This is a genomic window from Chondrinema litorale (genome assembly GCF_026250525.1).
Classification (GTDB): Bacteria; Bacteroidota; Bacteroidia; order Cytophagales; family Flammeovirgaceae; genus Chondrinema; species Chondrinema litorale.
In genome coordinates this window covers 37,236-50,912 of record NZ_CP111047.1, presented here as the reverse complement: position 1 = coordinate 50,912, position 13,677 = coordinate 37,236, and the positions used below count along the sequence as shown (strand labels likewise).

The window sequence follows — 13,677 nt, the reverse complement described above, 5'->3', positions numbered from 1 at the left end:
GAATAATATGAAAAGGATATTTTTAAATTATAAAATGGTCTTGATCGCCCTGCTGTTTGCTACAGCCTGTAATGATCTCGATCTGGCGCCAACTAACAAGTTTACAGAAGAAAACTACTGGACTTCTACAGACAAGGCAGAAACAGTGTTGAACACCGCCTACATGGATATGACCAGAAGCAATTATTTCTTCTTTAATGAAGCACTTTCGGACAATGCATATATGGGCAGGGGAGATAGCGATAATGTAAAAACGATCTCTTCTGGGCAGCAAGACCCGGCAACCTCGCGCTTCGGTGGTGAGTGGAATATGCATTATGCCGGAATAAAAACTTGTAATGTATTTCTTCAGAATGTAGATCGAGTTCCAGATATAGAAGAATCACATTTAGCGAGGTTAAAAGCAGAATGTAGATTTATTAGAGCTTTCCATTACTTTCAGTTAACTACTTGGTTTGGTGATGTGCCTTTATTTGCAGAAGACATCTCTCTAGAAGATTCCAAAACAATTGGCAGAACTTCACATAGCGAAGTAGTAGATTTTGTATTAACAGAACTAGAAGAAAGTGCAGCTGCTTTGCCTACCAACAATGAATATGCAGATACAGAAAGAGGAAGAATTACGAAAGGTGCGGCAATCGCTTTAATGGCGAGAATACATCTTTATGAAAGTAACTGGCAACAAGTTGTAGCAACTACAGAACAGTTGATGAATGACAACACCAATGGTACTTACGAATTGTTTTCTTCGTACAATGGTATTTTTCAGCCAGAAAACGAATACAATAGCGAAGTAATTCTCGACCATCAATATGTGCCTGTTTACCGTACATACAGTGCTTTGTTCGATTTGGCACCGCTTTCTGTTGGAGCAAGAGTAAACACGATGGCACCCACACAAGAGTTGGTGGATAATTACATCATGATGAATGGCAAAGCGATCGATGAAGATGGTTCTGGTTACGATGAAGCTGACCCTTACTCAAATAGAGATCCGCGACTTTCAAGCACAGTTGTTTACAATATGTTTGAGTGGGAAAAAGCAGATGGCAGTACACAAACTATTTACATAGAACCGGGTTCTGCACCAGATGAAAATGCAGCTAGAGATGAGTATGAGCCGGGCGGCAATTCTACATCGACAGGTTATTATCTTAGAAAGTATTACGATCCAACATCGCAAGTAAACTTTCAGTCTGGTTTAAACTTAATTCTTATTCGCTATGCAGATGTATTGCTGATGTATGCCGAAGCAAAGAATGAGATGAATGAAATGTCTGAAACGGTTTGGAATACCACCATTAGAGCCTTAAGAGAAAGAGCCGGTTTTACAGATGCCGGTGCGCTTACTTTCAATAGCGCTTGGTCACAAGATGATTTAAGAGAGATTATTCGCAACGAAAGACGCTCAGAACTGGCAATGGAAGGTTTGAGAATATTCGATATTCTCCGCTGGAAAACTGCCGAAGATGTTTTAAACGGCTATCCGCATGGAGCTAAGTTTGGCGAAGAAGGGACAGACAATGGATATATCCGTCTAGAGCAGCGAGTGTTCGACTCGAATAAACACTACCTATGGCCAATACCAAGGGCAGAGCGAGATCTTAATCCTAACCTTGGGCAAAACCCTGGCTGGGGCAGCTAATCTCTTAAACAGTCTGATTCATCAGGCGGCATTTTCAAACTTATTCTGTATTTAAAATTGATATTAAAATGAAATCGATTATATATAAAATTTTAGCATTTGCATTCGCAATAGGGCTGGTGGGTTGTAAAGAAGATGAACTCGACCATCTAAATGTTACAGCAGTTCAAAATCTTTATGCACCAGAAGACAGCAAATATGTTCAACTGCAAAGTTCAAGCTCGGCAAGTGTGCTTTTCGAATGGGAACTTGCCAAAGCAGAAGATGGTGGATTGGTTATGTACGAAGTAGCTTTTGATGTGGAAGGTGGAGATTTTTCTAATCCTATCTACAAACTGGCTTCAGATAATAATGGTGCTTTAAACAGAGCGACCATTACACACAAAACCTTAAACCAAATTGCAGCTCTTGCAGGTATAGAATCTGCCGCAACTGGCAAAATCCAATGGACAATCATTTCTTCTAAAGGGATTAACGAAATGCCCTCAGACTTAAAAAGAGTATTGGAACTAACCAGATTGGCAGGTTTTGCAGATGTACCAGTAGATGTATTTATTACAGGAGAAGCTTCTGAAAATGGAGACGATTTGGCTAGTGCCATCAAAATGAAATCTACAGCAACTGGTGAGTTTGAAGTTTACACGCAACTTACAGCAGGACAATCTTATTATTTTGTAGATCGTACCTCAGGAACTCCACGCACTTTTTACATCGATGGTGAAGTAGTAAAAGAAGACGGAACTTCAACAATGGGCGAAACAGCCGTGTATAAAATTAATCTTGATTTTAACACTGGTGCGGCAGATTACACTCTAGTAAAAAATATAGAATTATTCTTCTCTCCGAATAATGTTTACCTCTTCGAAATTCCATATGTAGGTAACGGTATGTGGATGGTAGAAGACCAAGCAATCGAATTTAAACAAGAAAGTTGGGGTAGAGATGAGCGCTACAAGTTTAGAATGACTGTAGACAATGGCAATGGTGATGAGTATATTTGGTGGGGAAGCCAAAACGCAGATAACTCTCGCCCGAACGATACTACTCCAGATTCTTTCTATTATTTATATGAGGCACCATCCGACCAATGGAGCTATACTTTCAAGTTTAGCGAAACAGTAGATATGACCTATAGCGATGTCATTCTCTACTTCCAAGCAGATAATGAATATACCCATGAGATTATAAAGAAATCTGATATGGAATAGATCATAATAAATACAGCATAACTCCTCGATCTTTAAATGAGAGGAGTTATGCTAAACAAAATAATCAATTGAATAATAAAAAATTCACCATAATAAAATATGAAATACTCCTTAAATACAATATTAATACTCTTGTTATTAAGTGTTTATGCTTGCGATGACCCGGATGATGTTTCTTTCGAAGAAGAAACGAGAGAGATAGATTGGCAAACCGCAGCTGATAGTTCAAGTAATGCATTGGTTGATAATTTCTGGAATAGTTCAGACAAATATTTTAATTATGGTAATACAGGAAATACCGATTTTCATTATTGGCCACAAGCACATGCGCTCGATGTTTTAATTGATGCTTACTTACGCACTGGCGATAGTTTTTACAAAGGATATATAGACCAATGGTACGAAGGTGTACCAGTAAAAAATGGAGGTAATTTCATTAATGATTTTTATGACGACATGGAGTGGAATGGCTTGGCAATGCTAAGAGCGTATGAAGTAACTGGCGACAATAAATTTAAAGAGGGTACAGACCAAGTTTGGGAAGATATAAAAATGGGATGGAATGAAACCGCCGGTGGTGGTATAGCTTGGCAAAAAAATATGTTGCAATACAAAAATACACCTGCCAATGCGCCAGCAAGTATTTTAGCATCAAGGTTATATAATCAATTTGGTAATGAGGCAGACAAAGAATGGGCTTTAAAGATTTACGATTGGTTAAAAAGTAACTTGTTTGATGCAGGTACAGGTTTCGTATACGATGGCATGAACCGCAATAGCGACATGGCTAAAGACAATTGGGAGTTTACCTACAACCAAGGTGTCTTTATCGGTGCTGCACTAGAGTTATATAACATCACCAATGAGGCGGTTTATTTGAATGATGCGATTAAAGCGGCTGACTATGCACTCAATGTTCACACCAACTCAACCGATAGAGTTTTAAAAGATGAAGGCAGTGGTGATGGCGGACTTTTCAAAGGAATTTTTATCAGATACTTTACCCAGTTAATTCTACATCCAGACCTAGCGGAAGGGACAAAGAAGCGTTACGTAAACTTTTTGTACCACAATGCAGAAACGCTATGGTTAGATGGTACCAATCGAAATGGGGTATTGTTTGGTACTTACTGGGCAACACAACCGGGCAGCTCTGTAGACCTAACTGTGGAGACCAGTGGAGCGATGCTAATAGAAGCCGCAGCCTTATTAGAAGATGAAGGACTAAATGTAGACTAATTAAAATCTAATCATCAAAACATTTGCAAAATCATGGACAGAAGATCATTTATACAAGGATCTGCGCTAGCTAGTGCTGGCTTAATGTTTAATAATCAATACTCATGGGCTTTAAATTCAGGTTTTCCGGAGGTAAGAGTGCCTAAGTCAGAAAGAAATTTTAGTAGTAAATCAGTTGAAGCTGCCATCAAAGAGTTTAGTAACAATGTGAAAAATAAAGAACTCACTTGGTTATTCAACAACTGTTTTCCTAACACTTTAGACACTACTGTTACTCATAAAATTGAAAAAGGCAAACCAGATACTTATGTAATTACTGGAGATATTGATGCCATGTGGTTAAGAGATAGCAGTGCACAAGTTTGGCCTTATCTTAATTTTATAAAAGACGATGAACCACTTCGTAATTTAATTGCAGGAGTAATTAACCGCCAAACGAAATGCATTTTAAAAGATGCCTATGCGAATGCTTTTTACGATGATCCCGACAAGGTAGGAGAGTGGGCAACCGACCACACAGATATGAAACCGGGTGTGCATGAAAGAAAATGGGAAATAGACTCACTGTGTTATCCGATCAGGCTTGCCTACCACTATTGGAAAACAACGGGCGATACAAGTCCATTCGATAATAAATGGCAAAGTGCGATTAAAGTCATCTTAAATGTTTTTAAAGAGCAACAGCGCAAAGATGATTTAGGACCTTATAAATTTGAGAGAACTACACCATTTGCAACAGATACATTGCCAATGCATGGTTATGGTTATCCGGTAAAGCCAGTTGGTTTAATTTGCTCAGCATTTAGACCGAGCGATGATGCCACGGTGTATTCATTTCTAATTCCATCTAACTTTTTTGCAGTAGTTAGTTTAAGGCAAGCTGAAGAAATGTTGATAAAAATTGCTGATGATAAAAAAACAGTAGCATCTTTAACCGCTTTGGCAAACGAAGTAGAACAGGCTTTAAAAGAACATGCAATTATTACACATCCAACCTTTGGCGATGTGTATGCCTTCGAAGTAAATGGTTTTGGCAGTTATAACCTGATGGATGATGCGAATATTCCAAGTTTGTTGTCTTTGCCATACCTAGGTGCTTTGCCTAAAGATGATAAGGTTTATTTAAATACCCGAAACTTTATTTTATCAGAAGAAAACCCATTTTACTTTAAAGGAAAAGCAGCAGCGGGTATAGGTGGCCCTCATGTGGGGCAAGATATGATTTGGCCCATGAGCATTATAATGAGAGGTCTTACCAGTGCAGATAAAAAAGAAGTTAAGCAATGTATCGACTTGTTGATAAAAACTCATGGAGATACTGGCTTTATGCACGAATCTTTCCACAAAGATGACCCTAAAAACTTCTCAAGATCTTGGTTTGCTTGGGCAAATACACTATTTGGCGAATTACTCTGGAAAACTTATAAAACCACTCCAGAGCTGCTCACATAAGGCTTTTTAAAAATTTCTAAAAAAAAGCATAAAAAACATGGGAAAAATATTCCCATGCTCTCTCTTACATATAAAGTACAATTAAACTGTATTTTTTGAAAGCTGAAAATGGAAAAATACTTATCTCTGATTTATATCAAATTCTTGAACATTTTTAATAACCAACTCGCCCTAGTATTAGGGCTATCTTTGATCATTTCCGGAACTGGGTGTAGCCCAAAAAGAGCTGATAGTGCGAGTCGCTCTAAATACATCAATTGGGTGAACCCTTTTCTCGGAACAGCACCACTTACAGATACCACTTTAATTGGCTATACACCTCCACCGGGTTGGAGAGTTTGGGCTGGTTTGGTATATCCCGGTACTTCAATGCCGAATGCCATGGTGCAATTAAGTCCGATCACAGAATTTGGCTCTGGTGCGGGTTATGAGTATGAAGACACAACAATTGAGGCATTTACCCATACCAATAAAGGTCACTGGAATTTATGCCACATCCCGGTGTTACCGATTATCGGCAACCTTGAGTACGACGAACTAAAATCTAGATTTAGTCATGAGTCTGAAAAGGCGATGCCCGGTTATTATCAGGTAATGCTGCAAGATTTCAACATCAATGTTGAGCTTACTTCTACTTTAAGATGCGGTTATCATAGATATCAATATCCAGAAAATGAATCACCTACTGTGGTTTTTAAACTGGCACAATCAAACGAAAGAGTTAAAAATTGGCATCTCGATCAAGTAGACCATAATGTGGTGTCGGGTTTTCAAGATACGGGCAGTAGGGTGCATTTCTACGCCGTATTTAACAAAACCATTTCCCAAGTGGATCAGCGCTTAAAGTCTGGTTCAGAATACTCAAGACTGTACTTTAGTGCGGAAGATAACACCCCATTAGAGATGAAAATTGGACTTTCTTTTGTAAGTGTTGAGAATGCCAAAATGAACCTTGAGAAAGAAATTAATGAGCAGTCTTTCGAGCAGATTAAAGAGCAAGCGGCACAAACATGGGAATCTCATCTTTCTAAAGTGGCTGTACAAGGTGGAACAGATAGAGAGAAACAATTATTCTATTCATCTTTATATCGCTCCTTTTTATGGCCAGCTTTGCGCAGCGATGTAAACGGAGAATTTACTGATGCAAAAGGTGAAGTTACCAGAGCAGATTTCAATTACTATGTGCGCCCTTCTTTTTGGGATACTTACAGAAACAAACTGGTTTTGTTAAGCATGTTTTCTCCGGAGGTTTCTAATGATGTAATTGCTTCGTTGATTGATGTTGGAGAAAAAACGGGTTTTATTCCCACCTTCTTTCATGGCGACCATGCGGCAGCTTACATTTCTGGTTCCTATTTACGTGGATTGAAAGATTACGACATCAAAAAAGCCTACGACTTACTTTTAAGAAATGCCAATATTGAAGGTGGAACCAGACCACATATCACCGAATACATTGAGAAGGGATATATTTCTACTCCTTCGGTTGAAAAGCCCCATGTCGAAAGTAAAGCCAAGGCAGGAGTTACTAAAACACTCGAATATGCTTATGATGATTACGCAGTAGCTTTATTAGCCAAATCTTTAGGCGATGCAGAGAATTATGAAACCATGATGCAGCGTTCGCAGAATTATAAAAATCTGTTCGATGCCAATTCTGGTTTTATGAAGGGGAAATTAGAAGATGGTTCTTGGGTAAAAAACTTTAATCCAGAATATCCATACTACGAATATATGTATCGCGAAGCCAATGCATGGCAATCTACATTTTTTGCACCTCACGATACCGAAGGTTTAATCGCTTTGTATGGAGATAATGCCAGAGTAGAAAAGAAACTGGATTCGCTCTTCACCATTCCGTGGAATAGTAAATACATTGCCAGAAATGTATCGGGTTTTATGGGGCAATACTGCCAAGGCAATCAGCCAGACCATGGTTTCCCTTATTTGTATTACTATTTGGACAAGCAAGAAAAAACGCAGGAGATTTTAGATAAACTGCTTTCAGATTATTACGGCATAGACGAATACGGGCTAGCACTCAGTGGTATGGATGATGCAGGAGAAATGTCTGCTTGGTATGTATTTAATGCGATGGGATTTTATCCCTATTCGCCAGCAGATGCAGAATATTTGGTAACAATTCCATTATTTGATGAAGTAACCGTGAGCATGCCGGGAGCAAAGCTATTTACCATAGAAAAGCATAACAAGGGTAAAAAGATTGAAACGATATTAATAGATCAGCAGGAAGTACAAGACTATAAATTACAGCACGATCAACTAGTAAAAGGAGGCAAAATGGTGATCAACTAAAAACCATTAAGTTTTAACCTGTGATAATTTATTTCAGCGCTTATTTTAGGGAAAATCATTGGTTTTAACTTAAAATTTAAGAATGGGAGAAATAATTACATTGCTTTTGCTACTTCTAATATTGACCAGCTTTTTTACCTTCATATATTATGTGCCATTAAATATATGGTCACAATCAATTAGTGCAGGCGTTTATGTGAGTCTTTTTAAAATAATTAAGATGAGAGCTGCTAGAGTTCCTGCTCGAATTATTGTAGATAGCTTGATAAGTGCACGCAAGTCGGGTATTAAACTATCTGTAGATAGGCTATCAGATCATTTTTTGGCAGGAGGACATGTTCCTAGCGTCATCAAAGCTTTAATTTCAGCTAAAAATATGAATATGGCTTTAAGTTTTGATGAAGCAGCTAAAATAGATTTAGCAGGTGTTGATGCATTTTATCTTGCTTCATTATCTAAGCCAGATAGATTATTTGATATTGATAGTATAATTGAATTAGTAGAGGGGCAGAAATATATATGGGTTAATATCAATTATAGAATAATGTTTAATTCAATTAAGATAGAAAATCTAACAAAAGCACAAATAATTAATAATAGGATCTCAGAAATATGTCTAGATGAATTGAATAGTTTCGATGACATTGAGGTATTAAAAAGAAAGCCTTCTTTGCTTTCTGGTAGAATTAGTCAAAAGCTTATTACCAATGATATTTCTGCAAATGTTTATGAAATCAAAACAACAAAGTTGATTGAAATATCAGAGAATACAGTGAGAGAGATGGGTTTTGAAAAAGAGTTTGACAAGGAAAATAATAAAATCGATTTAGATAATTCTTTGAATTTAAAGGTCGGAGATGTTGGTAAAATATGGCTTCAAAGTTCAAATGAATCAGCTTTTGCTGTTATTAATAGAAATCATTGTAAAGTGTTTTTAGAACCAAGGTTAAAAGAAAAAATGAAGGTAAAAGTGAAAAATATTTACGAGGGAGAAGTATATGTAGACATCATCGAAGACTAATTAACTATTAAAAATATAATTCTACAGCTAATTTTTTACTATGAAGTTGTCAAGTTTGGCAACTTCTTTCATTCAAACCTAAACCGATGAAAGTCAAACTTCTCCTTACTTTTTTGCTATCTATTTTTTGTACTAGTCAATGGGCAAATGCTCAGCGAAATACAAATTACATTACCAATCAAGAACCTTTACTTGCTCAGCCATTTACCCCTTTGCCCATCGGTGCTATAAAACCAGAAGGCATGCTGCTAGAAATGATCAAGATTCAAAGAGATGGATTAACCGGCAATTTGGATAGTGTGTACGAACTGGTTTGTGGAGATAACAATGGTTGGCTTGGTGGTACAGGAGATGGATGGGAGCGAGGACCATATTGGTTAGATGGCTTAGTTCCAGTAGCCTATTTGTTAGATGATGAAGCGCTAAAAGCAAAAGCACAAAAGTGGATTGAGTGGAGCATAGCCAATCAAAAAGAAAACGGCTACTTTGGTCCATTGCCTTTAGAAGAAGGTTATGCGCATATTCCCGGCACGCAACAGGATAATAGAGAAGACTGGTGGCCAAAAATGGTAATGCTCAAAGTGTTACAGCAATATTATTCGGCAACAGAAGACAAGCGAGTAATTGAGCTGATGACCAAGTACTTTAAATACCAACTCGAAACCTTACCAACCTATCCTCTAGGGCACTGGACTTTTTGGGGCAATCGCCGTGGAGCAGACAACTTAGCCATTGTTTATTGGCTGTATAACATCACAGGAGATAAGTTTTTGCTAGACCTTGGCGAACTTATACACAAACAAACCTACGACTGGGCAGGAGTTTTTACAGATAATACCTTTAAGCAGTTTAATCCTTATCCGCATAACCATTGTGTAAATGTGGCACAAGGTATTAAAGCACCAGTTATCTATTATCAACAAAGTAAAGATGAGAAGTTTAAAGAGTCTGTTCGTATCGGATTAGAAACCATCAAGCAAACACATGGTTTTGTAAATGGCATGTATGGTGGCGATGAGAGAATGCACGGCAACGATCCAACTCAGGGTTCAGAGTTATGTTCGGCAGTAGAGTTAATGTATTCTTTCGAAAGCATATTGCCAGTTACCGGAGAGGTTTACTATGCCGATTATCTGGAAAAGATTGCCTACAATGTTTTGCCAACGCAACACAATGAAGATTTTACCAGAAAGCAATATTTCCAACAGGCAAATCAGGTAATGATTAGAGATGAGGAACATAACTTTTTCGACAATGAGCATCACCGATTGGTTTACGGAACCACTTCCGGTTATCCATGTTGTGTAACCAATATGCACCAAGGTTGGCCTAAGTTTATTCAAAGTTTATGGTATGCGACCAACACCAATGGTTTAGCAGCTATGGTTTACGGGCCTTCTACCGTAACAGCCAAAGTGGCTAATGGAAAAGAGGTGACGATTAAAGAGGAAACCAATTATCCTTTTAATGAAAACATCCATTTTACAGTAGAAAAATCTAAGAATGTAAAATTTCCATTTAGCCTGAGAATTCCAGAATGGTGTAAAAATCCGGTAGTAAAAGTGAATGGTGCAGTGCAAGAAGTTACTGTAAACAATGGCATTGTAGTCTTAGACCGAGTTTGGAAAAGCAAAGATGAAGTAACGCTAGAATTACCGATGTAACTGCAATTTTCAAGATGGTACGAAAACTCATTAGGTATCGAACGAGGTCCATTGGTATATGCTTTAAAAGTGGAAGAAGATTGGAAAGAGAAAAAGAAAGAAGGCTGGGGTTACGAAGATTCATTCTGGGAAGTAACACCTACCAGCAAATGGAATATCGGTTTACCGAACAATATTGATAAGCATACTTTCACTGTAGAACAAAAAGAAGAGGTAGCACTCATGCCTTGGAATTTGCAAAATGCACCCATCACCATAAAAACAACAGGTAGAGAATTTCCACTTTGGAAAATTTACAATGGTTCAGCAGGTAAAATTCCAGTAGGTTGGGGATGGCACGAACTAGGTAAAGAGGAAATTGAAATTGAGCTAATTCCTTATGGATGCACCACATTGAGAGTCGCTGAATTTCCGGCTTATAGGTAAAAATCTTTTTGACAATTAGACCAAAAGCGATGTGAAGAAAAATTTCTTCCATCGCTTTTTTTGCATTTGTGCAATGTTATAAAGGGTTTCAATATTATTTAGGATTTCGTCATTAACAATTTTAATACTCTCATGTTATTGCTGTATATACTAGCACGAATCTTCTTTAGAAGATAATATTTATTTGAAACCAGCAATCACATGAAAAACATTTTAGTCGCCATATTTATGGCAACCATATTATTTTCTTGTAGTAAAAGTGTAAATACACTAAAAGAAAAGCAAGCAATAGCCAACTCAGAAAATGACACTGTACAAACAGCTATCGGAGAATTAATTCTTCCTCCTCCCTATAAAACAGAATCAACAACCAAGCGCCATGCGATGACTGAGCTTGAAGATGTAGAAAATCTAAAAGTGCCAGAAGGTTTTAAGCTAACAAAATTTGCAGGTGATCTTAAAAATCCAAGATGGACTTATGTGGCTCCTAATGGAGATTATTTTGTATCAGAATCCAATACAGTTTTTAGTAAAAATAGAATCACTTTGTTAAGAGATGCAGATGGTGATGGAGAAGTGGATATGAGAGAAACGTTTTTGGAAGACCTCAATAAACCATTTGGGATGCTCATTATCGGAAATACATTTTATGTAGCCAATACAGATGGTTTGTATAAATATCCCTATCAAGAAGGGCAAACATCACTAAAAGGAGTAGAAGGAGAGAAGATAGTGGAATTACCTGCTGGTGGTTATAACAACCACTGGACAAGAAATATCATCACCAACGAAGCCCAAGACAAAATCTACATTTCGGTAGGTTCTGCGAGTAATGTAGCAGAACACGGAATGGATGAAGAGAAAAGAAGAGCTAACATTTTAGTAGTTGATTTGGATGGTGGAAATGAAAAAGTTTATGCCAGTGGTTTAAGAAATCCAGTTGGCATGGATTGGAATCCGGCAAATGGTGAATTGTGGACAGCAGTAAACGAAAGAGATAAGCTTGGAGACAATCTGGTCCCAGATTATGTAACCAGTGTGAAAGAAGGTGGATTTTACGGTTGGCCATATTCATACTATGGACAAATTGAAGACCCGAGAATGGAAGGTAAAGGCAAGAAATTAGTAGAGCAAGCTATAATTCCTGATATTCCAGTAGGATCACATACAGCTTCTTTAGGTTTTACATTCTATGATCAAGATAAATTTCCAGAAAAGTATAGAAATGGTGCTTTTGTTGGGCAACATGGCTCGTGGAACAGAGCTGAATTTGCTGGATATAAAGTACTTTTTATTCCTTTTAAAGATGGGAAACCATCTGGAGAACCCGAAGATTTTTTATCAGGCTTTATAGCCGACAGAAGCAAGGCGAAAGTATATGGCAGACCGGTTTGTGTAGCAGTTACCCCTCAAGGTGATTTACTGGTGAACGATGATGCGGGAAATGTCATATGGAAAATCAGCTACGCTCAGGAAAATTAAATTTAAAAACAATCAACGTAAATGGGGGAGAAGCTGGACTTTGTCTAACTTCTCCTTTTATTTTTAAAGACTAAAGTTAAAAGCAGCCAAGAATTTATTGAAAATACTGGTGTTTTCATAAAATCCCATAAACTCTTCAGCTCCTGGACCAAAAGCAAAGGCTGGTACCATTACAGAAGAGTGACCACCGGTGCCAAAAGCACCTTTAATTCTGCCTTCTTTTAAATCTCCATCGATTATAGAAAAACCACCAGTTTCGTGGTCTGCGGTAATCACTACTAGGGTTTCACCATCTTGCTCGGCGAAATCCAACACTTTTCCGATAGTCTCATCAAAGTCCACCATTTCTTGTTTGATGTACTCAGCATCATTAAAATGCCCACCGTCGTCAATTTGGGAAGCTTCAACCATCAAGAAAAAGCCTTTTTCATTTTTGTTTAGTAATTCTATGGCTTTAAGGGCACCATCCGCCAAATCGTTACCTCTACCAGATTTTTTAGAAGGTAAATCTTTTGGTGCTAGAAAAGCGGCGATTTTACCTTCTTTTATATTTTTAACTTCTTCAATAGTTGCAGGAGTTTGGTAGCCTTGCTCAGCAAATTTTTCAAGCAAGTTTTGTCCATCTTCTCTTTGTGTAAAAAATTGATTTCCACCTCCAATCAATACATCTACATCACTGCTTACATAGTCAACTGCGATGGCTTCATGCATATTTCTATCTGGTTGATGAGCCACAAAACAAGCAGGAGTAGCGTCTGTAAGTGTACATGTTGCTATGAGTCCAGTGCTTAGGCCGTTTTCTTGAGCAATTTTTAAGATAGATTTTTGAGGAATGGTATCGGCATCTACACCAATTGCAGCATTATAAGTTTTTTTTCCGGTTGCATATGCAGTAGCTCCGGCTGCTGAGTCAGTAATATAACTACTTGCAGAATAAGTTTTTACTAAACCAATATGCTTGCATCTTTCCAGATTTAAGTGACCGTGTTTAGCCGTCATACCAGCGTAAACCTGAGTGAGTCCCATGCCATCACCAATCATAAAAATGATGTTTTTTATTTTAGGAAGCTCTTTAGATTGTATTTCTGTTTCAACAGGAGCAGGGCTGTGGCAATTGCTTAGTAAAAAGAGTGATAGAAGTATAATGAAGTATCTTTTCATTAGAGAAATATTTTGAATATGTTATTTAATTGAAGAAAAGCTCTAATTGATATTAGTAGGAGC

Annotated in this window: 8 protein-coding genes and 1 pseudogene; 8 read left to right on the top strand and 1 reads right to left on the bottom strand. The window is 37.6% G+C overall.

Going from position 1 to position 13,677, the window contains the following annotated elements:
- The first annotated feature begins 7 nt into the window (after nucleotides 1-7).
- The 8 genes and pseudogenes from OQ292_RS26370 to OQ292_RS26335 all read left to right on the top strand — a co-directional run bounded on the left by OQ292_RS26370 (nucleotide 8) and on the right by OQ292_RS26335 (nucleotide 12,453).
- Nucleotides 8-1,645 (top strand): RagB/SusD family nutrient uptake outer membrane protein, encoded by a 1,638-nt coding sequence (locus OQ292_RS26370; RefSeq protein ID WP_284687297.1) that lies wholly within the window; start codon nucleotides 8-10, stop codon nucleotides 1,643-1,645.
- A 68-nt stretch (nucleotides 1,646-1,713) separates the two neighbouring features.
- Nucleotides 1,714-2,853 carry a SusE domain-containing protein gene (locus OQ292_RS26365; RefSeq protein ID WP_284687296.1) on the top strand — a complete coding sequence of 380 codons (1,140 nt, stop codon included), beginning with the start codon at nucleotides 1,714-1,716 and terminating at the stop codon, nucleotides 2,851-2,853.
- Between the two features lie 99 nt (nucleotides 2,854-2,952).
- A complete protein-coding gene (locus OQ292_RS26360) occupies nucleotides 2,953-4,092 on the top strand; it encodes a glycoside hydrolase family 76 protein (protein WP_284687295.1) in 1,140 nt (379 codons plus the stop codon).
- A 33-nt stretch (nucleotides 4,093-4,125) separates the two neighbouring features.
- Nucleotides 4,126-5,544 carry a glycoside hydrolase family 125 protein gene (locus OQ292_RS26355; RefSeq protein WP_284687294.1) on the top strand — a complete coding sequence of 473 codons (1,419 nt, stop codon included), beginning with the start codon at nucleotides 4,126-4,128 and terminating at the stop codon, nucleotides 5,542-5,544.
- Nucleotides 5,545-5,652: 108 nt separating this feature from the next.
- Nucleotides 5,653-7,860 carry a GH92 family glycosyl hydrolase gene (locus OQ292_RS26350; protein WP_284687293.1) on the top strand — a complete coding sequence of 736 codons (2,208 nt, stop codon included), beginning with the start codon at nucleotides 5,653-5,655 and terminating at the stop codon, nucleotides 7,858-7,860.
- Between the two features lie 82 nt (nucleotides 7,861-7,942).
- The gene (locus OQ292_RS26345; RefSeq protein WP_284687292.1) at nucleotides 7,943-8,881 is read left to right on the top strand and encodes a flotillin-like FloA family protein; all 939 of its coding nucleotides are present in this window, start codon (nucleotides 7,943-7,945) and stop codon (nucleotides 8,879-8,881) included.
- 86 nt (nucleotides 8,882-8,967) lie between these two features.
- A pseudogene (locus OQ292_RS26340) lies at nucleotides 8,968-10,971 on the top strand (beta-L-arabinofuranosidase domain-containing protein).
- A 201-nt stretch (nucleotides 10,972-11,172) separates the two neighbouring features.
- Nucleotides 11,173-12,453: a PQQ-dependent sugar dehydrogenase gene (locus OQ292_RS26335; protein ID WP_284687291.1), complete on the top strand. Its 1,281-nt coding sequence runs from the start codon at nucleotides 11,173-11,175 to the stop codon at nucleotides 12,451-12,453.
- Between the two features lie 63 nt (nucleotides 12,454-12,516).
- Here the strand turns inward: OQ292_RS26335 and OQ292_RS26330 are convergent, their stop codons facing one another.
- Nucleotides 12,517-13,614, bottom strand: a complete 1,098-nt coding sequence (locus OQ292_RS26330; RefSeq protein WP_284687290.1) for an alkaline phosphatase — start codon at nucleotides 13,612-13,614, stop codon at nucleotides 12,517-12,519.
- Nucleotides 13,615-13,677 lie beyond the last annotated feature (63 nt).

Excerpts from the sequence above, each read along its gene's own strand:
- OQ292_RS26370 (WP_284687297.1), top strand. The coding sequence starts at position 8 with ATGAAAAGGATATTTTTAAATTATAAAATGGTCTTGATCGCCCTGCTG.
- OQ292_RS26365 (WP_284687296.1), top strand. The coding sequence starts at position 1,714 with ATGAAATCGATTATATATAAAATTTTAGCATTTGCATTCGCAATAGGG.
- OQ292_RS26360 (WP_284687295.1), top strand. The coding sequence starts at position 2,953 with ATGAAATACTCCTTAAATACAATATTAATACTCTTGTTATTAAGTGTT.
- OQ292_RS26355 (WP_284687294.1), top strand. The coding sequence starts at position 4,126 with ATGGACAGAAGATCATTTATACAAGGATCTGCGCTAGCTAGTGCTGGC.
- OQ292_RS26350 (WP_284687293.1), top strand. The coding sequence starts at position 5,653 with ATGGAAAAATACTTATCTCTGATTTATATCAAATTCTTGAACATTTTT.
- OQ292_RS26345 (WP_284687292.1), top strand. The coding sequence starts at position 7,943 with ATGGGAGAAATAATTACATTGCTTTTGCTACTTCTAATATTGACCAGC.
- OQ292_RS26335 (WP_284687291.1), top strand. The coding sequence starts at position 11,173 with ATGAAAAACATTTTAGTCGCCATATTTATGGCAACCATATTATTTTCT.
- OQ292_RS26330 (WP_284687290.1), bottom strand. The coding sequence starts at position 13,614 with ATGAAAAGATACTTCATTATACTTCTATCACTCTTTTTACTAAGCAAT.